We start from the raw sequence: 26,980 nt of genomic DNA, 5'->3' as shown, positions 1-26,980 counted from the left end.
ATGTCGTTTGACTATGACACTCTCACTGCATTCGCCAAGAGCTGGGGCCTGTTCTACCTGCTGGCGATGACCGCGGCTGTGCTGGTCTATACCTTCTGGCCAAGGAACCGGAAGAAGTTCGACGCCGCCAAAACATCCGTGTTTCGCGAGGAGGATCGTCCGTGAGCAAGGTCGAGATCGACCCCGTCAGCGGGGAGCAAACCACCGGTCACGAATGGAACGGCATCAAGGAACTGGACACGCCGGTTCCGCGCGGCATTCTCTGGTTCATCGTGGTTACGCATCTATTCGCCCTAGTGTGGTGGGTGCTGATGCCGGCCTTCCCGCTGGGCTGGACCTATACAAAGGGCATTCTGGGGATCGACCAGAGAGATACGGTGGAACAGGTCATCGTGGGTAACCAGACGGCCCGCGAACCTTGGACCTCGCAGATTGCCGCGCTCCCCTTCGATCAGATCCAGGCGGACGAGGCTCTGATGACCCATGTGGCGCAGAGCGGGCGGCAGTTGTTTGGCGACAACTGCGCGGCCTGCCATGGGCTCAACGGCACCGGCCGCAGCAGCTATCCTGACCTGACCGATGGCGATTGGCTGTGGGGCGACGGCAGCCCCGAGGCCATTGCCGAAACCATGCGAGTGGGCATCAATGCCCGCCATGATGAAACGCGAATGTCGCAGATGCCTGCATTCGGCCGAGACGCCATGCTTCGCCGGCCCGAAGTGCGCCAGGTTGCCCAATATGTCTATTCATTGAGCCATCCTGAATACTCGACCGCCGACAACGTCGACACCATCGCCGCCGGCCAACAATTGTTCATCGACAATTGCTCGGGCTGCCACGGGGAAAGCGGAACGGGGATAGCCGATATCGGGGCGCCAAACCTAACCGACGCAGCCTGGCTCTATGGCGGCGCGATCGAGGACATCATCGAATCGGTGCATGGCGGCCGGACCGGCCACATGCCGACCTGGGACGAGCGGCTGACCGCCACCGAGATCAAGACCCTTGCGCTCTATGTCTATGCATTGGGGATGGCCTCGCCATGACGGCGCGGGCTGGGTCGGCGCCGCCCTGGCGGCGCCTTGCCATCGGTGCCGCGATCGTGCTGACGGTCATGGGCATCTTCCTCGCGGCCAATGCGCACCTGCTCTACGTGGCGCTGCAGTCGCAGCCAGACTGCGTCGCCCATGGCAAGCCCGGTGTGGCGAAGCCCGGGCAGTTCAGCGCCGCCAAGTCTTCCTGCTGACGGTTTGTGGAGAACACGATGTCCGATGCCCACCATTACGGCCTTCTCTCGGAAACCTCGACCGTCGAGGAAACCCTTGATCCGAACAAGCAGCGGCATCTCCCGCTCTCCACCGTGTTCGCCTGGCTTGGTGCCGGCTGGCGCGACCTGTGGCGCAACCCCCTGCCAAGCCTTGCCTATGGGGTACTGGTGGCGGCACTGTCGGCGCTACTGATCTATGCCATGTTCACCTTCGGCTGGGACTATGTGCTGTTCCCGGCTCTGTCGGGGTTTATGATCGTGGCGCCCGTGGTGGCCATAGGCCTTTATGAAAAGAGCCGGATTCTGGAAGAGGGCGGACACGCCAGCCTTGATCGCATGCTGGTCAGCAAAGCTAGGTCAGGCGCTCAGGTCATCTTTGCCGGCCTTCTGCTGATGCTGCTGATGATGGTCTGGATGCGGGCTGCGGTGCTGCTCTACGCCCTGTTCTTTGGCTACAAGGCCTTCCCCGGCTTCGACCAGATGCTGATCCTGCTGGTGACCACCCCACTCGGATGGGGCCTGCTGTTTACCGGCACCATCGTGGGTGGCCTGTTCGCCGCGCTGGCCTTTGCCATCAGTGTCTTTTCCATACCCATGCTACTAAACGAGCGCAGCGACGCCTTCACTGCCATGGGCGTGAGCTTTGCCCTGGTGTGGAACAATGTCTGGGTGATGATCGCCTGGGGGGCCGTAGTCATGGTGCTGGTCGCCCTCTCCCTTGCCACGGCATTGATTGGCATGATCATCGTTTTCCCCCTGCTCGGGCATGCCACCTGGCACGCATACAAAGCCATCAGGTGAGGCCCAGCGATGACGGCGATGGCCGCGAGCGCGGAAGCACATACCGGCAGTGATGAACTGCTGCTGGCGAGCCGCCCGCTCAAGAGCGGCGCATTCCGCACCGAATTGGCTGTCCCCGACGTCCATTGCGGCGCGTGTATCCGGCGTGTCGAAAAAGCCCTCAACGCCTTGCCTGGCGTCCAGAATGCGCGGGTCAATCTGTCCACGCGACGTGTCGCAGTGGAGTGGCAGGGTCGCGATGCGCCTCCGCCGCTGCGGCGCACGCTCGATCGCCTGGGCTATCCAGCCAACTATTGCGACGACCTGCCCGAGGCCAGGGACCCCGAACTGGGCAAACTGATCCGCGCCATGGCGGTGGCGGGGTTTGCGGCAAGCAACATCATGCTCCTGTCGGTCTCGGTCTGGTCAGGCGCCAGCAACGAGGCCCGCCAGCTGTTCCACTGGCTCTCCGCACTCATTGCGCTGCCGACACTGGCCTATTCGGGCCAAATCTTCTTCCGTTCGGCCTGGCAGGCATTGCGCCACGGCCGTACCAACATGGATGTTCCCATTTCACTGGGCGTGATCCTGGCCTTCGCCCTCAGCGTCTTCGAGACGATTACCGAGCGACATCACGCCTATTTCGACGCCTCGGTCACCCTGCTGTTCTTCCTGTTGATCGGTCGTACGCTTGATCACATGATGCGCGAACGGGCGCGGACGGCGGTTCGGGGTCTGGCGCGGCTCGCTGCCCGCGGCGCCAATGTCCTGCGTCCCGAGGGGACGCGGGAATATGTGCCAGTGGACGAGATCGCCGTGGGCGACCGCGTCATGCTGATGGCCGGTGACCGGGTGCCGGTGGACGGCATGGTCGAACACGGCAGTTCCCAGGTGGACGTTGCAATGGTGTCGGGTGAGGCGATGCCACAGTTGGTATCACCGGGAACGGCCCTTCGCGCAGGAACGCTCAACCTCACCGGCCCCCTGCAGATGCGCGCCACGGCGGTTGCCGCGGATTCTTTCCTCGCCGAAATGGTCCGGCTGATGGAGGCGGCTGAGGGCGGACGCGCGCGCTATCGGCGCATTGCCGATCGGGCGGCCCAGTTCTATTCGCCGGTTGTCCACCTCACGGCGCTGCTGACCTTTGTCGGCTGGCTGCTGCTGTCGGGCGACTTGCACCACTCGATCAGCGTCGCCATCACGGTGCTGATCATCACTTGTCCCTGTGCCCTGGGCCTTGCCGTGCCAATCGTGCAGGTAGTAGCTGCACGCCGGCTATTCGAACGTTCCATCCTCACCAAGGACGGCACCGGCCTCGAGCGCATTGCCACCATCGACACCGTACTGTTGGACAAGACGGGGACGGTTACAGTTGGCCGCCCGATCCTGGTCAACGCTGGTGATATCTCGCCCTCGAGCATGGCTATTGCCGCGGCCCTGGCAGCCGGTTCACGCCATCCGCTATCAGTCGCCCTGGTGGAAGCCGCCGACGCAGCGGGGGCCGTGGAACTAGAGGCAGTTGCCGAAATTGCCGGCCTGGGTGTCGAAGGCCGGCTCGGAGATGACCTCTACCGCCTTGGCCGCGCCGATTGGGCCCTGAGAGAGGCCGGCGCCGTGCGCGGTACCGTGCTATCACACAATGGGGAGATGCTAGCCGCCTTTCACTTCGAGGATCAGTTGCGGGCGGACGTCAAGGCGACCGTCAAGTCTCTCCGGTCAGATGGGCTCAAGGTCATGCTGGTTTCGGGGGACGACGCCGCGGTGGTCGCCCGCGTCGCCGCCGATATCGGCGTCGATGAATGGTTCGGCGACGTGCTGCCTGCCGGCAAGCTGGAGTTGATCGCGTCGCTGCGCGCCAAGGGCCACAGCGTGCTGATGGTGGGCGACGGGCTCAACGATGCGCCTGCCCTGGTCGGTGCCGATGTCTCGATGGCCCCGTCAGGTGCGGCCGATGTCGGACGCAATGCTGCCGATTTCGTGTTCCTGAAGGAGAGCTTCTCCGCCGTATCCCAGACGCGCTCCATCGCTCGCGATGCCGGGCGCCTGATCCGGCAAAATCTGGGCTTTGCGGTGATCTACAATGCCATTGCAGTGCCAGTGGCTATCCTGGGCTATGCAACTCCTCTGGTCGCGGCGGCGGCCATGTCGCTGTCCTCGCTGATCGTGGTTGGCAATGCCCTACGCCTCCGGGCTCCCCAGCCGCCAAGGGCGATAGAAGCGATGCCCGCATCCGCCGGTGCCGTGCAATGAACGTGCTGGTCGTGCTGATTCCAGTTGCGTTCGGCCTGGGGCTGATGGGCCTTGGCGCCTTTCTGTGGTCACTGCGATCGGGGCAGTATGACGACCTGCAGGGCGCCGCCGAACGCATCCTCGATGATGACGACGAACGCTAGCACCGTTCGCTATTTGCCGGCCGGGTGCGACAACTTCAACTCTTTGTCCTGCATCAAAGTGCAACGCCGACAGGGGTCTAGAAGGGGGCAACGAGATCGACCCGCGGTCTCGTCATTGGAGATCCAAAATGAAGACCCTCAAAGTTCTCGCCGCGACTGTCATGCTGACGATGGTCGCTGCCCCCGCCTTCGCTGCCAATTTCAATGTGCAGATGCTCAACAAGGGCGCAGCCGGCACGATGGTCTTCGAGCCGGCGCTCATCGAGGTGCAGCCGGGCGACACGGTGACCTTCCTGCCGACGGACAAAGGCCATAATGCCGAGACCATCAAGGAGATGATGCCCGAAGGGGCGGAGGCCTTCAAGGGCGCGATGGGCAAGGAAATTGTCGTGACCTTCACCGAGGTCGGCGCCTATGGCATCAAGTGTGCACCACATCTCGGCATGGGCATGGTAGCGCTGGTCGTCGTCGGCGAAGACCCGCCCAATCTCGAAGCCGCTAAGGCGGTCAAGGTGCCAAAGAAGGCGCAGGAGCGCTTCGACGCGATCTACGCCGAACTCGCTCAGTAATCAGATGGCTGTGTCGGCCCCGCAAGCGGGCCGGCACCCTGCTCCATGCAAGAGTGGCTTTTGCTTATAACGGTGCTCGGCGCTTTCGTGCTGAGCCACCTGGTTCCCGCCCTGCCGTCGGTTCGCGCCCGCCTCATCGGACGGTTCGGGCGTCGCAGCTATTTCACCCTCTACGGCATCGTCTCCCTGTTCCTGCTGCTGGCGCTGATCCATGCTGCGGCGACAGCACCCTATGTCGAGCTCTGGCCGGCCACCGAGCTTGGCCTCGCCGTGCCAAGGCTGGTGATGCCTCTTGCAGTCGTTCTTGCCGTCGCCGGGCTCCTAGCCCCCAATCCGCTGTCCATGTCGCTGAACCGGGGGACTTTCGATCCGCTCCGTCCCGGTATTGTCGCGGTCGTGCGCCATCCGGTGCTGTGGGCCCTGCTGATCTGGTCGTTGGCGCATCTCGCCGCAAACGGCGATGTGGGCCACATCGTCTTGTTCGGCACTTTTGCAGCCATGTCTGCGCTGTCCATGATGTCGCTGGACCGACGCCGGCGGGCGAAACTGGGCCGGCCAGAATGGAATCGGCTGGCAGTGCGCGCGCCGGAGCTGCCGCTGCTGCCTGCGCTGGGGGCAGGCTGGCGTCCGGCTTTTTCCCTTCGGATCTTGCTGCATGTCCTCCTTGGGCTTGCGATCTATGGAATGCTGGCCTTGACCCATGTGTGGTTCGCTGGCGTGCCGGCATATTCGTGAAGCTTGCGATGGCACAAAGAAGCCGTGTGGGGCCACGGCTAACCTGGCCTTGTCGAACTAAGGTTTGGCAGCTGCGCGTGTATACGCCAGCCATGGGCGCATTAATGGGGGACAGAGCGTGCCCGTTCGGGCGGAGGCCCCACTGGCCACGCCGGAACTTAGGCGGCCCGCTGCGGAAGAGTTGGATCTCCCTGCAGCGGGCCGTCGTTTTCCGCGCTTTCAAGCGGCTGGCGGCGCCTTCAGTATCATCAATCGGTACGCGTCGCCTTGCTCGTCGAGTTGTCCATACCAGGCGTGCCCCCGGACTTCGAGTTCAGGGAACAGCGCCAACGGTTCCCCATCGATGAGCGCAAACAGCACATCGCCGGCGGCCACGGTGTCTAGGGCCGTCATGATACGTCCGGTCACGGCCGCGGGGGGCAATCCCGTGTAGTCAACGTGCTTGGCCGGCTGCGGCCAGGTAACCGGGGCGGCGGGATCAACTGGCATGATGGTATCATGGTACGCGCGAACGGGAGAGAAGGTCACCTCCCAGTCGCCGCTATCAAGTTGCCGCGGGTCGCTGGCAAAGCCTTGTCGGGCCAACACTTGCAGCAGGGGATCGGGCCGGAAGGGCACCAGCAGGCGGAGCGACTGCCCGGGGGCTAAATCGCCCACCGCTGCCATGATGGTCCCGAACGGCTCCCCGCCTGCGCGCAGGATTGGCCGAACATCAAGGTCGAGTGGCTTCATGGTCTTCTCCTGAAGCTGACTGTCTTATCCCGTCTGCTGCCGCAACTTTGAGCAAGCGCAAGCTGGCCACGCGGCAGCTACCCCCCCAGTAGGCCCGGAACTTCACCGTCACCGATGAGGGCCAGCCGGCGCCGATCCTTGAGCAGCAGTTTCTGCTGTCCACCCACCACCAGGCCGGCATGTTCCCAGGCGGTCAATATGCGCGACACCGTGTGGAGCGTCGTGCCTGTCATCTCGGCGATGTCCTGTTTGGACACCGGAAAGTCGATGCGGATGCCGCCGGCCTCCTCCCGGCCCGATTGCTCCCCCAGCCGCAATACGGCATGGGCTACCCGTCGCTCGACCTCCTCTGTCGCCAGTTCGCGCATTCGGGCCTGGGCCTCCTGCAGGCGAGTGCCCATGGTTTGCATGGCACTCATCGCCATGGACGGATAGTTCCCCATGAAATCGGACCATCTAGCCATGGGCCAGGACAGGACGACGCTGTCGCTGACGGCAGTGGCAGTCCCAGGATAATCCGTGCGCTGCAGAGCCTTGGCGATGCCGAAAAGATCGCCCGGATTGACGATGCGCACGATGACCTGCTGGCTCTCCGCGGTGACCTGCGTGACGCGCAGGCGGCCATCCAGGAGCACGAAGAAATAGGTGGCCACGTCCCCCTGCTCGGAAACCGTGGCACCGGCGGCGAAGGACCGCCCGGCGGCGGCAGCATAGACCTGGTCGAAGTCGCCCTGCGGCAGATGGGCGAATTTGGGCAGGCTACGTATCTTTGCTTTTTCGGCCATGCAGGCTTGGCTCCGTGCTGGCCCATAGTTACGTCGCCCGCATCGGGACCGCAACCAACGCGACCTCCCTGCAGCTCACCCAGTTAAGGCGCGCTCGAGCGCGACGCGCCGTCGCCGCGCCGTAACGAAGCCGCGTATCAGATACGCCATGGCCTCGGGGTCCAGACTGGTGCCGCCAGCATTCCATTCCCCCAGGGTCAACTCGATCTCCTCCGCTAGTCCGAGGTCTTCCTGATCCTGCCGCTGCATGTCACTCAGAAGTTCTTTCATGCTGGCAACATGCGCGAGCACCGCTGTTGAACCACAGACTAGGTTCCACTGGGCGATGCAGTTGTGCATCACCGGAACAAGGGCCTTCTTCATCCCACGCAAGGATGTGGGATCAACGTGATAAGGCAAGGAGTCGACCAGCGTCTCTAGAGCAAGACAGATCGCCAGTTGCTCGTCATGGCGCTGTGCCAGTTCGTACGTAGCGCAGTCATCTCGTTGCATAGCCGCTTGCCCATCGTTCTAGCGGGGAGCCTACGATAAAGAGGGCGCGGCCGAGTTGACGAAGATCAAACAGCTGCCTGCGCCGGTTGCGAACGAAAGACTCCAAGTTGATTTCCGAACCTGCTTGCAAGACAATCGGGCTCGGTATGGTGGCAAGCAGTTGAGGTCGGACATGTTCAGAACGTCTCGGGGATCACTCCGCCCAGTTTCTCGATTGGCCCTGGTTTCCGGAGCAGTCGTACTGATCCCCAGTCTCGTTGCCCTGTGTGCTGCGCTTTTCGCAGTAGCGTCCGCAATCCTGTGATGTGAAACGTTGCGCCTGCTCGGGGGACGGCTCAAGAAGTGTCAGCTTTTTGGGTCGCTGCGGCAGAGTCTGAACATCCTAAATGGGGTCGGAAGCAGCCCCTGTTCTGCCTTCAAACATGTGCCAACCTTGGTTGCTCGAGGTTCCGTTGTCTTTGCGATTACCAGGCAGCTTACGCTACCTCGAACCAAGCAAGTGAATGGTCGCGTCACAACTTAATTGACTTTTGTCAGCCCACGTGACTAATGCTGAAAAGCAGTCCGGGGAGCGCATGCCACTACGTCCAGCTGATCAACTGATCCATAAAGCAGCCTGGCTGTATTACACTCATGGCTTACGTCAGGATGAGGTAGCGCAGCGGCTCAACCTGTCTCGGGCATCGGTTGCCACATATCTACGCAAAGCCCGCGAAACGGGCATCGTAACGATTTCCACTTCGTCACAGCTTTATACTGATGAGGCCTTGGCGCGTCGCCTCGAGGATGCGATCGGGCTAGACGCTGTGTGGATCGTTCCTGAAGATCGGGAAGCGCTCGATCCGTCTACGGAAATGCCTGTCGTTGCCGCCACCGTGTTCCAAGAGTTGGCGCGAAGCGGCGACCGCATCGCCATCGCCTGGGGGCGCACGGTCTACCATATCGCTGATGTCATGGCCTATGCCGATCGGCAAAACGTAACCGTGGTGCAGCTTTGCGGTAATCTGGGGGCCCCCTATAACTATCGTCCCGATCAGTGCACGACCGAAATTGCCAGGCGCCTCAACGCCGAAGGCATCAATTTTTATGCGCCGCTGGTGCTGAGTTCCGAGCGGCTGGCCGAGGAACTGCGCGCCGAGCCGGTGATACTCGAACAGCTCAAATCCATCGCCACCTGCCAGCTAGCACTTTATTCCGTTGGCGGCATCGAGGCGGATAGCCACCTGGTGCGCTGTGGCGCGCTCAGTGCCGCCGAAATGGCGGAAATGGGCAAGGCGGGAGCGACTGGCGTTATTGCCGGACAGTTGATCGATGCCGAGGGGCAGTTGGTCGATTGCGACTATAACCGACGCTGCATCTCAGCCGACCTCGACAGCATCCGCGCTATTCCCAAACGCCTGATGGTGGTCGAGGAAGCCAACAAGTTCGAGCCCCTGGTGGCTGCCATCAAGGGCCGGCTGGTGTCGCACCTGGTGGTGACCACGTCCATGGCGCAACGCCTGCTGTCGCGCTGGGAGGGCGCGCCGGCCTAATATCCTGAGGAGCCAAGCATGCAAAATCTATGGCGTGACGCCGATGCGGAAGCCGAAGTCAGCCGCTATGTCGATCGTGGCGTCAACCGCGACCTGGCGCTGCGCACATACACCACGCGCCTCCTGGGCAGCGACCCGCGGCTGGTGCTACATGGCGGCGGCAATACTTCGGTCAAGACGACGGTCACTGATCTCGTCGGCGACCAGTACGACGTGCTTTGTGTCAAGGGCAGCGGCTGGGACATGGGCACGATCGAGCCGCAGGGGCTGCCGGCGGTGAAGCTCGCGCCGCTGCTCAAGGCCCGCAAGCTGGACCGCCTTTCCGATGAGGACATGGTGGCGCTGCAAAGGGCTAACCTGATCGATCCAGGCGCTCCCAATCCCAGCGTCGAGACGCTGCTGCACGCTTTCATCCCGCACAAGTTCGTCGATCACACCCATTCCACCGCCATCCTCGCCATTGCCGACCAGGCCGAAAGCGAGCGCATGAGCCGGGAAGTGTTCGGGCCACGGATGGGCTTTGTGCCCTATATCATGCCGGGCTTCGATCTCGCCAAGGCGGCGGCCGACGTGTTCGACCAGGACCCCATGGTCGACGGGTTGATCCTCGACAAGCACGGGATCTTCACCTTTGGGGAGACCGCGAAGGCCGCCTATGACCTCATGATCCACTATGTGACGGTGGCGGAAGACTTCGTGCGACAGAACAGGCGCAATCCGCTTGTGCCAGCCCGTCTACCCAAGCGGCTTGCCTCGGTCGAAGAGATCGCGCCGATGCTGCGTGGGGCCTTGGCCCATCCGCTCGGAGAAGGCCGCTACGAGCGTTTCGTCAGCGAGTTCCGCAGCTCTCCAGAGATCCTTAATTTCGTGAACTCGGATACGCTTGAGGTCATGGCGATGCGCGGCGTGTCGACGCCCGACCTCTCCATCCGCATCAAAACAGGGCCGATGGTTCTGCCGGCGCCGGACGCAGATGCGCTGGATGGCTATCGCAGCGTGCTCGACGAGCGGGTGGCGGCCTATGTTGCCGATTATACCGAATATTTTCGCAGCAATGATGCGCGCGACGATGTCAAGCGCACCATGCTCGACCCGATACCTCGCCTCACCATGGTGCCGGGCCTCGGACTATTCGGGCACGGCCGCACACTTAGGGACGCAAAGATCGCGGCAGACCTCGGCGAGATGTGGATCGAGGCAGCGCGTGATGCCGAGTCGGTCGGCCGTTTCGAACCGGTCAGCCGGCCTGACCTGTTCGATCTTGAATATTGGTCACTCGAACAAGCCAAGCTCAGCGGTGCCAAGCCCAAGCCGCTGACCGGCCAGGTCGTCCTGGTCACCGGGGGCGCGGGCGCAATCGGCGCGGCAACGGTCAAGGCCTTTGCAGCACAGGGTGCGCATGCCGTGGTACTCGACCTCGATCTCGCGCATGCCGAAGCGGTGGCGAAAGATGCCGGCAACAACGCCATCGGCCTTGCCTGCGACGTCACCGATCCAGCATCGGTGCGAGTGGCTTTCGATGCGACGATACGCGTCTTTGGCGGAGTGGATATCGTCGTCTCCAATGCGGGCGCTGCCTGGGAAGGCGCCATCGCAACGCTCGATGATGCGCTGCTGCGCAAGAGCTTTGAGCTAAATTTCTTCGCTCATCAGACGGTGGCTCAGAGCGCCGTGCGCGTAATGAAGCAGCAAGGCACGGGTGGCGTGTTGCTGTTCAACGCCAGCAAGCAGGCGGTCAATCCTGGCGCCAAGTTCGGCGCCTATGGGCTGCCCAAGGCCGCGACGCTCTTTCTGTCCCGACAGTATGCCCTTGAGCACGGCGCCGATGGCATCCGCGTCAACGCGGTCAATGCAGACCGCATTCGTTCGGGCCTGCTCACCAGCGAGATGATCAGCAATCGCTCGAGCGCCCGCGGCCTCAGCGAGAAAGATTATATGGCGGGTAATCTCCTGGGCCTCGAAGTCACGGCGGAAGACGTCGCGCAAGCCTTCGTACATCAGGCTCTGGCCGAGCGCACGACCGGCAATGTCACCACTGTAGACGGCGGCAATATCGCCGCGACGCTGCGGTGAGCAAAAGGGCGGCCTGAGAGCCGCCCTTCCCTACTCTCGCAAGCCAAGAGTTATTCGCGGCCTTCCGGCAGCGGCATCCAGTCGGGGGTCGCCACATCGGCATGGGCGAACTGCGGCAGGTTCGAGCCGAGCTCTTCCATGTTAGTGATGTTCTTGTCGAGCAGGTCGGCCTGAGTGATCAGGGTTGGCGGCACGATGACGCTGGCGCCCGGATCTTCGCCGGCCAGCATCATAGCCAGAGCACGCACCGAAACTTCACCCACCACAGCTGGATTGGTCGCAGCGGTCGCGACCCAAGCACTGCCCGGCTCACGCATTGCAGCGATGTCGGACGTCGAGATGTCGGCCGAGTAGATCTTGACCGACGAAGTGAGGCCGGCCTCGTCGACGGCGATCTTCACGCCCTTAGCAAACTCGTCATAGGGGGCGAACATCACAGTGATGTCGGGGTTAGCAGTGACCACGGAGCGGGCCTGGTTGGCGACCGAGTTGGCGATCGGGTTGTCCATGGTGCCGAATTGGGCGACTTCTTCGATGCCCGGATACTTTTCCTTGAACTCGCGCCAGGTTTCGTCGCGGCGATCGAGCGGGGCGATACCGGCGACATAAACATAGCCGGCGCGGAAGCTTTCCCCATTGTCCTTGATTGCCTGCTCGAGCGCGAGGCGAGCAAGGTCGCGGTCGGACTGTTCGATCTGGGGCACGGCCTGGTTTTCGACATTGACGTCGAAAGCTACGACCTTGATGCCGGCATCGACGGCTCGCTGCGCGGCTTCCTTCATGGATTCGGTGAGGCCGTGCTGGATGATGATGCCATCGACACCTAGGGCGATCGCCTGGTCGACCATGTCGGCCTGGAGCGCAGCATCCTGACGGCTATCGAGCACGCGCAAATTGACTCCCAGCGCGGCAGCCTGTGTTTCGACGCCGGATAGGTAGGCCTGGAAGAAGTCGCCGGTCGAAAGGTAGCGCACCAGCGCGATTTCAACATCGCCCGGGTTGTTAAACGGGGCCGGCATATCCTGGGCCAGCGCGGTGCCACTGAGCAGGGATACGGCGACGAGGCCAAGGCCCAGCCTATTTCGAATTCTGTGAGAGATCGTCATGGTTTCCTCCGGTTGATCGTATTTCGCCTAGCGCTTGCCGCGCTTTGAGAGAGCGAAGGTGAAGACAAGAGCAACCACGAGTACGGCGCCCTTGACGAAGTCCTGGGTGTAATAAGGGGCGTTCATCATCGTGAGGCCCTGCAGCAGCACACCCACAAAGAGCGCACCGATGGCGGTCCCAAACGCATTCGGCTTGGAGGCGCCGAGCACGGCAAAACCGATGAGTGCCGCGGCGACGGCGTCGAGCAGCAGGTTGTTGCCCGAGGCGATGTCGCCACGGCCGAGGCGGGCTGCCAAGAGGATGCCGCCGATCGAGGCGAAGACGCCCGAGATAACGTAGGCGCCGATTTTGTATGCGTTGACGGGTGCGCCGGCGAGCTGGGCAGCGCGTTCGTTGGATCCTACGGCATACATCATGCGGCCAAAGCGAGTGTGCTCGAGGAAGAACCAGATCACCACGGCGAGGGCGATCAGTACCACGACTGAAACCGGTAGAAGGCTAGGTAGGAAGAAGTCGAAGCGGTGACGGCCCAGCGCCAAGAACTCGGGGCTGAAGGTGCCGTTTGCGACACTGCCGTCGGGCATGCTCATGCCGGTGGCGATGGAGCGCCCCTCGGTCGGGATGCGCTGAAGGCCTACAAGGAGGAACATCATGCCCAGCGTTGCCAAGAGGTCCGGCACACGCATGTAGACGATCAACACGCCATTGATCAGGCCGACGACAACGCCGATGGCGAGGCAAGCGAGCGTCGCCGTCACAGCATCACCACCCATGACCACCATGACGTAGGAAGACGCCATCATCGCCGTGGTTGCGACAGAGCCGATGGAAAGATCGAACCCGCCAACAACCAAGGTCGCAGTCACGCCGAGCGCCAGGATGCCGGTGATCGACACGGACTGGAGCACGAATACCGCGCTTTGCGGCGAGGCAAAGCCCCGCGTCATAGCGCTGAAAAAAATGATCAGCCCAAGTAGAAGCGTCACAAAGCCGTAGCGGATTAGCACATTGCGAAGGTTGAGCGGCGCCCGGGGCCTTGCTGTGGGAGTGGTAGCAAGAGTTTCAGTCAAGGTTAGTCACCTTATGCTGGCCGGCGATTTCGGCGAGAAGCTGGGTGACATCGACATTGCTGTTGCGATGTTCACCGACGATCGTGTGTTCGCTCATGACCAGGATGCGGTCGGCGATTTCGAAGGCCTCGTCGATCTCCGTCAGAAAAACGAGTGTAGCGCGTTCACCGGCGGAGACGCGAAGCTTGTTGCCAATGTCGCGACGGGCCGCGATGTCGACGCCCTGGAAGGGTTCATCGAGGATAAGTAGCTCCGCCTTCTGGCTCATCCAGCGGGCCACCATGACCTTTTGCTGGTTACCGCCGGAGAGGGTCGACATATCGTCGCGCTCAGTGCGGCAGACGATACCGAGCTCGGAAATCTGCTGGCGTGCCCGCAGCCGTTCGGCTTTGCGGTTGGAGACCGAATAGGGTGAGAACCGGCGCAGAAAGGGAAGCGAGACGTTCTCGTAGATGTTGAAGTCGGGGACGATGCCGCTATCGGACCGATCCTTGGCGACCAGAAACACGCCGGCGCCGATTGCCTGATGCGTTGAGCGGGGCGCATATGGTCGGCCGTTCAACCGCATCTCGCCCGAAATGGGCTTACGGGCCCCGAACAAGATCTCCGCCAACACTGTCTTGCCGACCCCGACCAGACCGGTGATCGCAACGACCTCGCCGCGCCGCAGGTTCAGCGCGAAGGGTTTTGCGCCTGGGGCGATCTGCAGGTTCTTGGTGGTGAAAACGGTATCGCCGCCTTCGCTGACTGCCAGATCGCCGCGACCGACGCGGCGACCGAGCATGGCGTTCACTGCGCCTTCATAGTCGAGCTCGGGTCCCTCGAAGACACCGGAAATGTGACCGTCGCGCAGTGCCACGATCTTGTCAGAGAGGCGCCTGATGTCGGACATTCGGTGGGAAATATAGAGAATGGCGACGCCGCGGGTCTTCAGCCGGTTCACCAGCGCAAACAGCCGGTCGGCTTCCGCGCTCGATAGCGATGACGTCGGCTCGTCAAGGATCAGCACCTGCGGCTCGCGGGACATCGCGCGGGCGATCGCCACCATCTGCCGTTCGGCAAGGGTGAGCTCGTTGATATTGGCCCGAAGATCGAAAGCAAGCCCCATCCGGTCCGCCACTTCGCGCGCTTCGCTGTAAACGCGGCGGCGGTTGAAAAACCAGCGAGCGCCTTTGCCGCTCAGCCGGTCCAGCATTAAATTTGTCGCCACGTCGAGATCGGCGACGACGCCATCGTTAATGTTCTGGTGGACCGTCACAACCCCGGCCCGCATCGCTTCGGCGGGGGTGGTTGGATCGTAGTTCCGGCCAGCAAGCGTCATGGTGCCTGCGTCACGGCTGTAAACGCCACTGACGATACGGACCAGCGTGGACTTGCCCGCGCCATTTGCACCCATAAGTACCGTCACGGAGCCAGCCCGCAGATCCAAATCGACACCATCCAAAACCTGGATCGTGCCGAAAGATTTGCGCAGCCCCTCCACGCGGAACATGGCTTCCTCGACCATGTATCCCTCCCATTGCTGGTCAGCCTATTTGTCCAGATCGTCAATTGTCAAGCGCCTTGACATTTGACAGAAAAGCCTCGTACCAAGACACACGACCGAGGCGGGCGGCACAAGATCGCTCCTGGTTGTGAGGAGACAAATGGCTGCCTTTGCTGACTTTGAACCCCTGAACACCCAGACCCTGCAGAAGCGGCTTGGCCAGTTGCCGGCGCTTGTCGACATTGTTGGCGGCCCGGCCGAAAGCTGGCAGGTGCGCGAGGTGGGCGATGGCAATCTCAACCTCGTCTTCATCGTCGAGGGTAGTGCGGGCACGGTGATCGTCAAACAGGCCCTGCCCTATGTGCGCCTTGTCGGCGACAGCTGGCCGCTGCCCCTCAAGCGCAGCTATTTCGAACACAAGGCGCTGACCCGCCAGGAAGAACGCGACCCGGGCAGCGTGCCGCGCATTCTCCACTTTGATGGTGAGCAGGCCATCATCGCGATGGAATTCCTGACGCCGCACGTCATCCTGCGCCGAGCCCTTATCGAAGGCCAGCAGCTGCCGCGTGTTGGCCACGACCTTGGCCTCTTCCTCGCACGTACCCTGTTCCGCGGCTCGGACCTCGCGATGTCGCCCCGAGAGCGCAAGGAAGAGCTCGCGATCTTTGCCGACAATGTGGAGCTTTGCGACATCACCGAGAACCTCGTGTTTTCGGATCCTTACTTCGAAGCCAAACTCAATCGCCATACCAGCCCAGAGCTCGACGACATCGTTGCGCAGTTGCGCGCCGACCGTGACCTCAAGGTCGAAGCGCAAGTGATGAAGCATCTCTTTGCCAGCCGCAGCGAAACCCTGCTGCATGGCGATTTGCACACTGGCTCGGTCATGGTCACTGAAGCCGAAACCCGCGTCATTGACCCAGAATTCGCGTTCTACGGCCCCATCGCCTTCGACGTCGGCATGCTGATGTCCAATTTCTGGATGAGCTACTTTTCCCAGTCCGGACATGGCGAGCGTGCGGAGATGAGGGCATATCTACTGCGCACGGTCGAAGAGATATGGACCACGTTCCGCGCCGAGTTTAGCCATCTGTGGCGGACGGAGCGCCGCGGCATGCTCTACCAGAGCACGCTGTTTGAAGATCAGGGCGACCACCTCGCCTCCGAGCAGGCGCTTTCCCATGTGCTCGGGGATATCTGGACCGATGCCCTTGGCTTTGCTGGCTGCGAAATGCATCGCCGCATACTCGGCCTCGCGCATAATGCCGATTTCGAGACCATCGAAGATACCGCCCAGCGCGCGCGCTGCGAGACTAAGGCGCTGAAACTTGGCCGGCAACTGCTGGTCGGCCGCCGGCACATCCACACCGTCGTCGAGGTCAACGATCTTGCCGAACAGCTTGAAAAGGAGATCGCGACGTGAAGGTTGGCGGTCAACACTATCACACTATCTGGCTCAACGAAGATGGCCGCTCGGTCGACATCATCGACCAGCGCTGGCTGCCGCACGAGTTCCGCATCGTTACCCTTAAGTCCGTTGACGACGTGGCGCGCGCCATCCGCGAAATGTGGGTGCGCGGCGCGCCGCTGATCGGGGTCACTGCAGCCTATGGCGTCGCCATCGCCATGAACGATGACCCGAGCGACGCCCGCCTTGACCAGACCTGGGACGTGCTGCACGAAACGCGTCCCACCGCGATCAACCTGCGCTGGGCACTGGACGACATGCGCAGCCTCTTGCGCACAAAGCCCGAGGCGGAGCGTGCCGGGGCCGCCTACAGGCGTGCCGCCGCAATCGCGGAGGAAGATGTCGAGCTCAACCGGTCTATCGGCCGCAACGGGCTCGAGATCATCCGCGAGATCGCCAAGCGCAAAAAACCGGGAGAGCGCGTCAATATCCTCACCCATTGCAATGCTGGCTGGTTGGCAACTGTCGACTATGGCACCGCAACGGCACCGATTTACCTTGCGACCGAAGAAGGCATTGCGGTTCACGTCTATGTGGACGAAACGCGCCCCCGCAACCAAGGCGCCCAGCTGACGGCCTGGGAACTGGACGGGCATGGCGTGCCGCATACGTTGATCGTCGACAATGCCGGCGGCCATCTGATGCAGCACGGCGACATCGACATGGTGATCGTCGGCACCGACCGCACGACTGCGAATGGAGATGTTTGCAACAAAATCGGCACTTACCTCAAGGCTCTTGCCGCCAAGGACAACGGCGTTCCGTTCTATGTCGCCCTCCCTTCCCCGACCATCGACTGGACGGTCAAGGATGGAGTCAAGGAGATCCCCATCGAGGAGCGTAGCGGGGACGAAGTCACCTTCGTTCAGGGCCGCGGCATGGATGGCGCCATAATGACGGTGCGCCTCTCGCCTGAAGGAAGCCCGGCGGCCAATCCGGCCTTCGACGTCACCCCGGCCCGGCTCATTACAGGGCTCATCACCGAGCGCGGCGTATCCGAAGCGACGCCAGAAGCGCTGCGCACCATGTTCCCCGAGCGGGCACTGTCATGACCATCACTAATCGCCAATCGACCGAAGACGTCGCCGCTGGCATCCGCCGCCGCGTGTTCCTCCACACGATGCGCAACAACGGCGGCTATTTGAGCCAGGCCTGCTCGGCGGCCGAGACCCTCGCTGTGCTTTACAACGAGGTTCTGAACCTCGGCGAGCCGACCCTTCCCAAAATGCCGCTGCCCTTTGCCGGCGTGCCTTCGGCCAGCAACCCCGACGCGTTTACCGGCGCCGGTTATCATGGCCCATTTTCGCCTGAATACGACCGCTTCATCATCTCGCCAGCGCACTATGCGTTGGTGATCTATTCCGCCCTGATCCAGATGGGCCGCATGGGTGAAGACGCGCTCGACTACTTCAACAAGGATGGTTCTTCGGTCGAAATGATCGGCGCCGAGCATAGCCCCGGAATGGAAGTGACCACCGGGTCGTTGGCACAGGGCCTCTCCATGGCCTCAGGACTGGCATGGGCACGCAAGCGCCGCGGCGACACCGGCAAGGTTTGGGTCTATATGTCGGACGGCGAGTTCCAGGAGGGTCAAACCTGGGAATGCCTTGCCGCGATGAGCTTCCACGGCATCGACAATGTTCGCGTGGTCGTCGATGTCAACCGCCAGCAGTGCGACGGCGCGATGTCCTCGGTCCTCGACCTCGGTGACCTGCCAGCACGCGTTGTATCCTTCGGCGCCACCACCCGCTCAATCGACGGTCACGACCTTGATGCCCTGCGCAATGCCACCAATAGCGCCGAGCCGGGCAGGCCGCTGGTGATCTTGGCCAATACCTCGCCTTTTCAGGGCATGCCGTTCCTTCAACGCCGCTTCCCGCGCCTTCATTATGTGCGCTTCAAGAGCAAGGACGAGCGCGAAGAAATGAAAGTGGCCATTGCCGAAGAGCTCGGCCTCGAACTCGAAAGCATCTGAGCCCATCATGGTTGAAATCGTCAATCGCCCCTATGGCAAAGCGTTCGAGGCATTCGCCCCCAGCCGCCCGGATGTGCTGTGCCTTTCCGCCGACCTCACCTCGTCCTGCGAAGTCGATGGCTTCCGCGATCGCCATCCAGATCAGTTCCTGTCGCTAGGTATGGCCGAGCAGAACATGATGAGCTTTGCCGGTGGACTTGCCATGCAGGGTTTCCGCCCGTTCCTCCACACTTTTGCGGTGTTTCTCTACCGGAGGCCCTATGATCAGCTGATCAACTCGATCGCCTATCCCAATCGGAAGGTTCGGCTGATGGGCTTTCTGCCCGGCATTACGACGCCGGGCGGCATCACCCACCAAGCGATCGAAGACATTGCGGTGATGCGCGCCATTCCCAACATGACGATCCTTGAGACGGGTGACGCCACCGAAGTAGAGACCGTGCTCGAAGTGGCCGACGCGATCGATGGCCCGGTCTATGTGCGCGTGCTGCGTGGCGAAGTTCCAAGACTGTTCTCGACGCCTTTCGCATTCAACAAGCTCCGTACCGTGTCAGAAGGAAATGATGTGCTTGTGGTCACCTCGGGCGTTTCTACTGAGGAAGCAATGCGCGCCGCCAAGCCGCTGCAGGACCGGGGCATCGGTATTTACCACCTCCACGCCTCCACCCTTAAACCCTTCGATCGAGACACTCTCGTTTCCGCCGCTCGGGGCAAGAAGGGCGTGGTCACGCTGGAAAACCACACGATCAATGGTGGTCTCGGTTCGCTAGTCGCTGAAATCCTCGCCGAAGAAGGAATTGGGGTCAAACTGCGCCGGCTCGGTCTCGACGACACCTTTGCACACGGTGCGTCCAAGCCATACCTCATGAAGAAGTACGGCCTCGATGCCTCGGCACTCGTTGTTGCCATCGAGGACCTGCTGGGCCGTTGCCTCGACATTGCCGATACGGAACTAGAAGGTGTTCGCCTCGACACCGTCCACTCCGCGCAGAAAGCCGAAGCCCTCTGATGGCGCGCTTTTCCGTCACCTACTGGCTCGGCGCGGCCGAAGCGACCGAAGCCCTGCAGCGCGCCGGGGACGTTGCGCTGGAGCAAACAGTAGAGATCCCGCGCGACATCGTTCCTGCGGGCTATGTCGAGGACGAGATCCTCGGGCGCGTCGAAGATGTACGCCCGGCCAGTGATGGGCGCGGGGGCTTCTTTGCCGACATTTCCTATAGCGACGATGATGTTGGCGGCGATTTTCTCCAGCTCCTCAACGTCGTCTTTGGCAATTCCGCGCTCAAGACCGAGACGCGCGTCGAGGCGATGACGCTCACAGAGGCGATCGGCGCCATCTGCCCTGGGCCACAATACGGGAACGCAGGCCTGCGCCAGCGCACAGGCCAGTCGTCGGGCCCGATCCTGATGTCGGCGATCAAGCCCGTCGGGCTTTCGACGCGGGAACTTGCGGACCTTGCGCACCAATTCGCCTTAGGGGGCATGGACATGATCAAGGACGATCATGGCCTCGCCAACCAAGACACATCGCCCTTTCCTGAACGGCTCAAAGCCTGCGTGGAGGCCGTCGGGGAAGCCAACAGAAAGAGCGGGCACAATGCGATTTATGTGCCCAACATCACTGGCCCCGCTAACCAGGTGTTGGACAATGCCTTCGAGGCGCAGGAGGCTGGTGCCGGTGCCGTGATGCTAGCTCCGGCACTGGTCGGCCTGGATGTGGCCCGCAGGCTCTCGGCCGATCCCAGCTTCACCCTACCTATCGTCTCCCACCCTACCTTTGGGGGGGCAAATATCATCACGCCGACTACAGGTTTCTCACACGGCTTCTATTTCGGATTGCTGTCGCGGCTCATGGGCGTTGACGCCGTCGTCTACCCGAACTTTGGCGGCCGTTTCGGCTTCAGCAAGGTGGAGTGCCGCTCCATCGCAGACCACTGCAGCATGCCCTTCGGATCGCTTAAACCCATTCTCCCCGCTCCAGGCGGCGGCATGAAGCTCGAAAGCGTTCCTGCCATGCGCGAGGTCTATGGCAATGACGTCATTTATCTCGTGGGTGGCGCGCTATTGCGCGAAAAATCTGATCTGCCCGGCGCTTGCCGGCGACTGATCGAAGCAGTTCGCCCCTAACCGAGAAACAAGGCTCCGGCAGGCATTTCGGACAGGTCCCAAACCTCTGAGCCTGCGTGTAGAGCGAAAACCTATTCGCCTTTTGCCCCTGCTTCGGGGGGGTGCGATATCATGACCAAGAAGAAAATAAGGGGCAGATCATGAAACTAGACTCTATGGCCCTCCCCCACGGCTACACGTCGGAGGCGACCACGAAGGCGGCGGCTGTCCCTATCTATCAGACGACCTCCTACACGTCCGACGACACGCAGCACGGTGCCGATCTCTTCAACCTAGCCGTGCTGGGTAATATCTACACCCGCATCATGAACACCACCACTGCGGTGCTCGAAGCGTGCGTCGCTAAAATCGAAGGCGGCACGAGGTCCGCCTGGCGGATCAGAGCGATTTCGACGCGGTGGAACGCCTTATCGACGAAAACACCAAGGCGGTATTCTGCGAATCTATCGGCAACCCTGCCGGCAATGTCCTCGACATGCAGCGCCTGGCTGAAATCGCGCACAGGGATGGTGTGCCGCTGATCGCCGGCAACACGTCGCCACGTCCTGTCTCTGCCGCCCAGTCGAGTTTGGCGCCTTCATCGTGGTGTATGCGCTGACCAATATATCGGCGGTCCCCGCACGGCCCTTATATCCGGCGGCTTGCCTGTCGGTTTGGGGGTGGTGAGCTGCCTGGCAGCTTTTAGGATTATCCCGCCGGAAAGCAGACGTCGGACAATTTCGCCGATTGGGTAAAGGAGAACGGCATTTCCGGCGTGCTGCAGCCACGGTATCGTTAAGCCACTCTATACTACATAAGTGCTTCTCCTGGATCCGGTGAGCTGCCAGCGGCCGTAGCCATCTTCCATGGTTCGCCAGAACAAGGCTGGGCTGTTTCCAAATCAGCCGTCACTCACATCGGCGCCATCTGCCTCAAGGAAATTCAGCCAAACTGCCAGGCGAGCAGTTGGAAGCCATCAGGCGCTCACCGCAAAATCGGCAGCAGCATGCAACGCCTGCAAATCGCCTGGTGCTTTCAGTGCTCGTTCTGCACGGCCAGTCGCATCCTGGGCAGCGGCAAGTGCAGCGTCGCGCAGGTGCGGATTGAGTTGCGCAATGATCCGCAAACTGTCGAGCAAGCGCAGCACGACCTCGATCAATCCCGCACCATCCCTTGCGATCGGGCGAAAAGCGTCCTCCAACAGATCCTTTGGATGAAGTGCCGGAACGGCGACCCTGTTGTTCCCGACCTCTTCGGGCTCGCGCGGCTGCCAGGTAGACAACAGCCTGGTCAACGTTCCCATGACGTCGATCGCCGTGCCAGGGTCATTCATGCCGGGCGAAAGAGCACGATCGGCAATCTCGGCAAGCACCACCAAGCCGAACCGGGGATCACTGTCAAAATTGCGCTGATCACCAATAATGAAAGCGGCGACCAGTTCTGATTGCAGCTCTTCGCTGACCTCACCATCCACCACCATCAGGGGGCGGGCTGGCGATACATATGCTCCAGGGCGGGCCGTGACGGCGATCCGGAGATCATGTTCGTCAGCAAGCCCTTGCAACCGTTTCGCATCGAAGTGCTGAATATAGCCGAGCTTACTGGTGCTGATGGCAACGCCTTGCGGCTCGTTCTCCAACAGGAGACAATCATAAAGCGGGTGCTCCATGAGGGTGTTCAGTGCACCAGCCGTAGCAGCCTCGACGCGATCCACCGTATGTCCGACGCGACCTATGTCCGAGATTTGCGCGATCCAGCGGATCAGAGCAACGACCACCAGCGCAACAACGCCCAGGGTCACCGAGAACAGCAGCATCCTTCCGGCCGAGCTGTAGATGCCAGCTGATAGGCCGAGGATCGCAAGAATGGAAAAGAGGAAAGCGCCGATGAAGACGGAGATGGAGGTTTGAGCGGATCGGTCGCCCACGATGAGCTGAGCGGCACGTGGCGTTGTGGAGGCCGAAGCCGCTGACAACGCCGCGACCAGGGTGGATAGTGCAAAGACCGAAACAGTCAACAGGCTGGTCGCCAGGATAGCGAGGACGGATTGCACGGCCTCTTGGGAGATAGTGAAGGGAAGCTCTTCAGGTGCCCAGCGTGCGAGATAAAAGGCTACAAAGATGGTGAGCAAGGCGACTGCAGAGAACACTGCAGGCAAGAACCACATCCGGTTCAACAACTGCCGAAGATAGAAGGATATCTGGCTCATTGCGCATCTTCGCTGCCGGCGGGACGGAGCGAACAGCTGATCGTACCGTCGCTTTCGAGCACCAGATAATCGACATCCCCCACATCCTGGCCACCGGACGAACGGATTGCACTGAGCACGTCATCGGTTGTCACCCGCTCTCGCCGCATGGCCTCGGAACAAAATTCGCCATTGTGTGCCAGAAGAGTTGGCTCTGACCGGACAGCTTTGGCGAATGGCTGCCAACGGACGGATAAGAACGTGACAATAAACTGCATGAGGATGAGCAGACCAAGTGCCAAGGCGCCCTCAGCTAGTGCAATGGACTCCTGCAACAAAATAGCTGACAAAGTTGAGCCCAAGGCCACAGTAACAACCAAGTCGAAGGCGTTGAGCTTGGCCAAAGTACGCTTGCCCGAGATGCGCAGGAACAAAACGACTGTACAATAGGCGAGGACACCAACGACAAGGGTCCGAACCAGCCCTTGCCAGTCTTGGAAGAACATCTCTGTCCAGTTCATGAAGCGCTCCCTAATCGGCCCAGGTCAGCGCCGCAGTCCCAGCAACGAAGTTCATCGAATGCGATCGCTGGATTGGCTTCAGAACGCACACGCTGAGTACTGCAAGCATCGGACGATTGAGCTCATGGAAGCACAACAAGGGTTAACTTGAGTGGTTCCGCTTCGGAGGCGGTTCGTTCGCTGCATGTAGGACAATATTGCCGATGCTCAATACAGCCAAATCCCTCAACCGGCCTTCCAAGAGGCTAGCCCCACATCGACAACAAAGAGCCAAGAAGTCGGGCCATGAAGGTAGCGTGAGCGGTGTGGGGCGTCTGTAAGCAGAAGCTGCGGCCAGAGGGGATGCGATGAACAGAAATGACGCCGAGGACGCCAGGACCAACAGCAGAGTCACTGAAGCATCCGACAGAGCTGCGACAGCATCAACGAGCGAGCTGGATCATATTCGGCAGGAGATCCGTGCCGAGATCAATCTGCTCAACAGCCGGCTGAATGCGCTGATCTCTTCTCAATCCTTCTTGGTCATCGCCTACGGCACATCCCTGAGTGCCGGCTATGGCAATTGGAACGGCCTGTTCACCATAACCTTGCCGCCCCTGTTTGCGGTGCTTGGCCTTTTGCTTGTGCTTGAAGCTCGCCCGGGGATAGGAGCGGCCCACGAGGCCATTGGCCATTGGCGGCGGCGTGAAGATCATCTGATCGAGAGTTGGCCCGAGCTGAGGCCCTATACCCTGGCTACGGACGAGCAAAGTCGCCGTCGCATGGAACTGCGCCAACATGCTGGAGGATTATTCTCCGTCCGGGCTCCTCTTATTTTCATAGTGGCGTGGCTGATATTCCTAGCATTGCCGTTTGTGCTGCGCTTCTGGGGTTAAGGTCTTTTCGCTGACGCTAGTGGTCAATGCATCCAGTGTGCTGTGCACAGGCAACGGACACCGTCTGGAACCTCCGCTTTCCCCAACGCTTACCAATTGGAAGCCTTTCGGAACCCACACCCCTACCGCCCTATGTTGCAACCATTCATCATCAACAAGCCGGTATTTTTTGGGTCACTAATCGTGATTGGCGCCTTTGTGGCGATCGGGATTGTCTTTCCCGGCCAGGCTGGCGAGATTTTTGGTTCGTTGCAGGCCAGCATTTTGCAGAGCTTCGGCTGGTTCTACCTTCTGTCAGTCGGCATCTTCCTGGTGACCGTAATACTACTTTGCTTCGGGCGTTACGGGCGCCTGAAATTGGGACCGGACGACTCCACCCCCGACTTCAAATTTACGTCGTGGATCGCCATGCTCTTTGCCGCCGGGATGGGCATCGGCTTGATGTTCTACGCGGTAGGCGAACCTATGACTCACTTCATGGCGCCGCCGACTGCCGAGCCGCGCTCCATTCAAGCGATGCGCGAAGCAATGACCGTGACTTTCTTCCACTGGGGCATCCATGCCTGGGCCATCTATGCTGTTGTGGGTTTGTCGCTCGCCTACTTCGGCTACCGCTACAACCTTCCCCTGACTATTCGCTCTGGCCTTTATCCTCTGCTCAAAGAGCGCATCAACGGTCCGATCGGCCATGCTGTCGATATCTTCGCTATCGTTGGGACGATGTTTGGCATTGCTACATCGCTTGGAGTCGGCGTGTCGCAGATCAATGCGGGGCTGGCTTACCTGCTGGGCTTTCCGATCGGGCCGATTGTACAGCTTCCCCTCATAGTCTTGGTGACTGCAATGGCCACCATATCCGTGGCCACTGGTCTGGACCGGGGCGTGCGTATCCTTTCGGAAACCAATCTTGTTGTTGCGATTTTGCTGATGCTCTTTGTGCTGGTGGTAGGGCCAACAGCACAATTGTTCCGCGACCTTGTACAGAACCTTGGGCTCTATCTCGACACTTTGGTCCTGCGCACCTTCAATATTTATGCCTATCAGCCGACCCCCTGGATCGACGCCTGGACCCTTTTTTATTGGGCTTGGTGGATATCCTGGTCGCCGTTTGTGGGAATGTTCATCGCCCGCATTTCACGCGGCCGTACCGTCCGGGAGTTCGTTACGGCAGTACTCTTTATCCCTGCTGGCTTTACGTTCATCTGGATGACTGTTTTCGGCAACACCGCAATCTTCATCGACACGGGTGTGGCTGCAGGTGAAGTGGGACAAGCTATTGCCGCTGATGTCTCGACTGGACTCTTCCACTTCTTCCAATTTTTGCCATTCAGCCAGGTCACGTCCACCTTGGCCATTGTTCTTGTGGCGATTTTCTTTGTCACATCGTCGGATTCGGGCTCGCTGGTTGTCGACTCCATTGCGGCAGGTGGCGAGACGCGGACCACCACTGGGCAACGCGTTTTTTGGTGCGTTATGGAAGGTTTGGTTGCCGCAGCTCTCTTGCTGGCTGGTGGCCTGGCCGCGCTGCAGTCGGCCACTATCGCAACTGCCTTGCCGTTCACCTTCGTTATGCTTGGCTTGGTCTGGTCTTTATTTCTGGGTATGCGGGCCGATCTTGCCCAGCAATACCCGCAAGCGGGTTCGACTGCTAACATGGCTCCAGCGCATCCGGCGGCGGGACTTACCTGGCAACGCCGTTTGGCCTTGATGATGCGAACACCGAGCCGGACGGACGTCGAGAATTTCATCGGGTTGGAGGTTCGGCCCGCTCTCGAACAAGTCGCCCGTGAACTCACCAGTCGGGATCGCTTTGCCTTCGTTGAGGCAGATGAGGCAGGCACAATAGCCTTGCGGTGCCCCTCCGAAGGCGTGCGTGATTTCATCTACGGCGTAAGCGTTGCATCGCTTCCGGTGGCGAATTTTGCCCCCCTAGCCGCGGGCAGAACAGAACAACGCTATGAAGCCCGCACCTACTTCTCAAGTGGTGGCCGAGGGTACGACATCATGGGCCTCCATAAAGACCAGCTCATTGCTGACGTCCTGACGCAGTTCGAGCGGTATCTTCATCTTACAAATGCGCCAGAATCCCAGCTTCTCCAGAGCGCCCCAGAGCACACTCCCGATGAATGAAGCGCCGGTCCTATCCAGGTCCACCAAGGGAAACTCCCCAGTGGTTCACCTGAACGGGGCGAGGTGTGCCCGCCATGCGGGGTTTAGATGATCGCAGCAGTATCGCACCGGCTGTCGACGAAAGCACCGATCCAAGCAGAACGCCGATCTTGACCTCGTCCTGCAGGACCGCTGAGTCAGGAAACGCCAAAAGTCCAATGAACAATGACATGGTGAAGCCAATGCCACAGAGAAGGGCGATCCCATACAGCTGGCGCCAGGAAGCATACTTAGGCAGCTCTGCCAACCAGTAACCAGAGCAGAAGCCGCAAAGACGCGGGAAGCCGACAGGGTTCCTTAGCGACCTATATTGATATAGTTAGCGTCCACCGGCGGGTGCTGCGTGCGCCATGGGCATCCCCCTAAATCCAGGGAGAATGTTGCAACCTCTCACAAGGAGGAAGACGCGTGTCTTCGCCCAACTCTGCCACTGGCCGTCCCGCTTCCGTAACCCGCGGTTGATGCTATCGCCAATCCTAAGCCACCATCGATGATCTGCGGGCTCGAGCTGGCACGATGACGGAAGAGACGCGCCGGGATGCTGTTGCCGCTGCACGCCGATCCGCTGAAGAAGGCGCTCGTGCGCTTGGTCAAACAGAAGCCGAAATCCGCGAAGCAGGCGATGTTGCCGATCGATCGGCTCATCAGGCTGCGGGT

25 protein-coding genes and 2 pseudogenes are annotated in these 26,980 nt (G+C 60.9%); 18 read left to right on the top strand and 9 right to left on the bottom strand.

What is annotated here, in order from left to right; all coding sequences use genetic code 11:
- The 8 genes from DDE77_RS18610 (at position 1) to DDE77_RS18575 (ending at position 5,744) form a co-directional block, all read left to right on the top strand.
- A complete protein-coding gene (locus DDE77_RS18610) occupies positions 1-165 on the top strand; it encodes a cbb3-type cytochrome c oxidase subunit 3 (RefSeq protein WP_108398986.1) in 165 nt (54 codons plus the stop codon).
- Entirely contained in the window at positions 162-1,046 is an 885-nt protein-coding gene (ccoP, locus tag DDE77_RS18605; RefSeq protein ID WP_108398985.1) for a cytochrome-c oxidase, cbb3-type subunit III, read from the top strand. Before DDE77_RS18610 ends, ccoP begins: the two co-directional genes overlap by 4 nt.
- Positions 1,043-1,246, top strand: a complete 204-nt coding sequence (locus tag DDE77_RS18600) for a hypothetical protein (protein WP_108398984.1) — start codon at positions 1,043-1,045, stop codon at positions 1,244-1,246. The genes ccoP and DDE77_RS18600 overlap by 4 nt, the downstream gene beginning before the upstream one ends.
- 18 nt (positions 1,247-1,264) lie before the next feature.
- The gene (locus DDE77_RS18595; protein ID WP_108398983.1) at positions 1,265-2,068 is read left to right on the top strand and encodes a DUF2189 domain-containing protein; all 804 of its coding nucleotides are present in this window, start codon (positions 1,265-1,267) and stop codon (positions 2,066-2,068) included.
- A 9-nt stretch (positions 2,069-2,077) separates the two neighbouring features.
- A complete protein-coding gene (locus DDE77_RS18590) occupies positions 2,078-4,297 on the top strand; it encodes a heavy metal translocating P-type ATPase (protein ID WP_210204439.1) in 2,220 nt (739 codons plus the stop codon).
- On the top strand, positions 4,294-4,440 hold the full coding sequence (gene ccoS / locus DDE77_RS18585) for a cbb3-type cytochrome oxidase assembly protein CcoS (protein WP_108398982.1): 147 nt from the start codon (positions 4,294-4,296) through the stop codon (positions 4,438-4,440). The genes DDE77_RS18590 and ccoS overlap by 4 nt, the downstream gene beginning before the upstream one ends.
- Before the next feature lie 128 nt (positions 4,441-4,568).
- Positions 4,569-5,009 (top strand): pseudoazurin, encoded by a 441-nt coding sequence (locus DDE77_RS18580; RefSeq protein WP_108398981.1) that lies wholly within the window; start codon positions 4,569-4,571, stop codon positions 5,007-5,009.
- 60 nt (positions 5,010-5,069) lie between these two features.
- Positions 5,070-5,744, top strand: a complete 675-nt coding sequence (locus tag DDE77_RS18575; RefSeq protein ID WP_157959948.1) for an NnrU family protein — start codon at positions 5,070-5,072, stop codon at positions 5,742-5,744.
- A gap of 219 nt (positions 5,745-5,963) precedes the next feature.
- Here DDE77_RS18575 and DDE77_RS18570 read toward each other — a convergent pair whose 3' ends face one another.
- From DDE77_RS18570 to DDE77_RS18560, 3 genes are all read right to left on the bottom strand, one after another.
- Positions 5,964-6,476, bottom strand: coding sequence for a DUF2249 domain-containing protein (locus tag DDE77_RS18570; protein ID WP_108398979.1), 513 nt, complete (start codon positions 6,474-6,476; stop codon positions 5,964-5,966).
- A gap of 77 nt (positions 6,477-6,553) precedes the next feature.
- Complete coding sequence (locus DDE77_RS18565; protein WP_108398978.1) at positions 6,554-7,261, bottom strand: Crp/Fnr family transcriptional regulator; 708 nt, start codon at positions 7,259-7,261, stop codon at positions 6,554-6,556.
- 75 nt (positions 7,262-7,336) lie between these two features.
- Complete coding sequence (locus tag DDE77_RS18560) at positions 7,337-7,753, bottom strand: hypothetical protein (protein WP_108398977.1); 417 nt, start codon at positions 7,751-7,753, stop codon at positions 7,337-7,339.
- A 575-nt stretch (positions 7,754-8,328) separates the two neighbouring features.
- Here DDE77_RS18560 and DDE77_RS18555 point away from each other — a divergent pair.
- Positions 8,329-9,285: a sugar-binding transcriptional regulator gene (locus DDE77_RS18555; protein ID WP_108398976.1), complete on the top strand. Its 957-nt coding sequence runs from the start codon at positions 8,329-8,331 to the stop codon at positions 9,283-9,285.
- Positions 9,286-9,303: 18 nt separating this feature from the next.
- Positions 9,304-11,358 carry a bifunctional aldolase/short-chain dehydrogenase gene (locus tag DDE77_RS18550; protein ID WP_108398975.1) on the top strand — a complete coding sequence of 685 codons (2,055 nt, stop codon included), beginning with the start codon at positions 9,304-9,306 and terminating at the stop codon, positions 11,356-11,358.
- Between the two features lie 50 nt (positions 11,359-11,408).
- Here DDE77_RS18550 and DDE77_RS18545 read toward each other — a convergent pair whose 3' ends face one another.
- From DDE77_RS18545 to DDE77_RS18535, 3 genes are all read right to left on the bottom strand, one after another.
- Positions 11,409-12,464 carry a substrate-binding domain-containing protein gene (locus DDE77_RS18545; RefSeq protein WP_108398974.1) on the bottom strand — a complete coding sequence of 352 codons (1,056 nt, stop codon included), beginning with the start codon at positions 12,462-12,464 and terminating at the stop codon, positions 11,409-11,411.
- 27 nt (positions 12,465-12,491) lie between these two features.
- On the bottom strand, positions 12,492-13,412 hold the full coding sequence (locus DDE77_RS18540) for an ABC transporter permease (RefSeq protein WP_108398999.1): 921 nt from the start codon (positions 13,410-13,412) through the stop codon (positions 12,492-12,494).
- Between the two features lie 115 nt (positions 13,413-13,527).
- Positions 13,528-15,042 carry a sugar ABC transporter ATP-binding protein gene (locus DDE77_RS18535; RefSeq protein ID WP_108398973.1) on the bottom strand — a complete coding sequence of 505 codons (1,515 nt, stop codon included), beginning with the start codon at positions 15,040-15,042 and terminating at the stop codon, positions 13,528-13,530.
- Positions 15,043-15,181: 139 nt separating this feature from the next.
- Here DDE77_RS18535 and mtnK point away from each other — a divergent pair, with 139 nt between their 5' ends.
- The 6 genes and pseudogenes from mtnK to DDE77_RS20160 all read left to right on the top strand — a co-directional run bounded on the left by mtnK (position 15,182) and on the right by DDE77_RS20160 (position 21,189).
- Positions 15,182-16,444, top strand: a complete 1,263-nt coding sequence (gene mtnK / locus DDE77_RS18530; RefSeq protein ID WP_108398972.1) for an S-methyl-5-thioribose kinase — start codon at positions 15,182-15,184, stop codon at positions 16,442-16,444.
- Positions 16,441-17,541 (top strand): S-methyl-5-thioribose-1-phosphate isomerase, encoded by a 1,101-nt coding sequence (mtnA, locus tag DDE77_RS18525; protein ID WP_108398971.1) that lies wholly within the window; start codon positions 16,441-16,443, stop codon positions 17,539-17,541. The genes mtnK and mtnA overlap by 4 nt, the downstream gene beginning before the upstream one ends.
- A complete protein-coding gene (locus DDE77_RS18520) occupies positions 17,538-18,464 on the top strand; it encodes a thiamine pyrophosphate-dependent enzyme (protein WP_108398970.1) in 927 nt (308 codons plus the stop codon). Before mtnA ends, DDE77_RS18520 begins: the two co-directional genes overlap by 4 nt.
- Before the next feature lie 7 nt (positions 18,465-18,471).
- The gene (locus DDE77_RS18515; protein WP_108398969.1) at positions 18,472-19,473 is read left to right on the top strand and encodes a transketolase family protein; all 1,002 of its coding nucleotides are present in this window, start codon (positions 18,472-18,474) and stop codon (positions 19,471-19,473) included.
- Positions 19,473-20,591, top strand: a complete 1,119-nt coding sequence (locus DDE77_RS18510; RefSeq protein ID WP_245895394.1) for a RuBisCO large subunit C-terminal-like domain-containing protein — start codon at positions 19,473-19,475, stop codon at positions 20,589-20,591. The genes DDE77_RS18515 and DDE77_RS18510 overlap by 1 nt, the downstream gene beginning before the upstream one ends.
- 140 nt (positions 20,592-20,731) lie before the next feature.
- Positions 20,732-21,189, top strand: a pseudogene (locus DDE77_RS20160) (aminotransferase class I/II-fold pyridoxal phosphate-dependent enzyme).
- Positions 21,190-21,546: 357 nt separating this feature from the next.
- Here DDE77_RS20160 and DDE77_RS18500 read toward each other — a convergent pair.
- Positions 21,547-22,779: a DUF2254 domain-containing protein gene (locus DDE77_RS18500; protein WP_108398968.1), complete on the bottom strand. Its 1,233-nt coding sequence runs from the start codon at positions 22,777-22,779 to the stop codon at positions 21,547-21,549.
- Positions 22,776-23,279, bottom strand: coding sequence for a DUF421 domain-containing protein (locus tag DDE77_RS18495; RefSeq protein WP_245895390.1), 504 nt, complete (start codon positions 23,277-23,279; stop codon positions 22,776-22,778). The genes DDE77_RS18500 and DDE77_RS18495 overlap by 4 nt, the downstream gene beginning before the upstream one ends.
- A gap of 347 nt (positions 23,280-23,626) precedes the next feature.
- On the opposite strand from DDE77_RS18495, the gene DDE77_RS18490 reads away from it, so the two are divergent.
- Both DDE77_RS18490 and DDE77_RS18485 read left to right on the top strand, forming a co-directional pair.
- Positions 23,627-24,154 carry a hypothetical protein gene (locus DDE77_RS18490; protein ID WP_108398966.1) on the top strand — a complete coding sequence of 176 codons (528 nt, stop codon included), beginning with the start codon at positions 23,627-23,629 and terminating at the stop codon, positions 24,152-24,154.
- 132 nt (positions 24,155-24,286) lie between these two features.
- Positions 24,287-26,284 (top strand): BCCT family transporter, encoded by a 1,998-nt coding sequence (locus tag DDE77_RS18485; protein WP_108398965.1) that lies wholly within the window; start codon positions 24,287-24,289, stop codon positions 26,282-26,284.
- Between the two features lie 10 nt (positions 26,285-26,294).
- Here DDE77_RS18485 and DDE77_RS18480 read toward each other — a convergent pair.
- A pseudogene (locus DDE77_RS18480) lies at positions 26,295-26,597 on the bottom strand (Na+/H+ antiporter NhaA); the annotation flags it as partial.
- Positions 26,598-26,980 lie beyond the last annotated feature (383 nt).

The organism is Devosia submarina (assembly GCF_003056345.1).
In the GTDB taxonomy this organism is placed as follows: Bacteria; Pseudomonadota; Alphaproteobacteria; order Rhizobiales; family Devosiaceae; genus Devosia; species Devosia submarina.
Note: the sequence above shows the minus strand (reverse complement) of the source record. Positions and strands in the feature narration are given on the sequence as shown.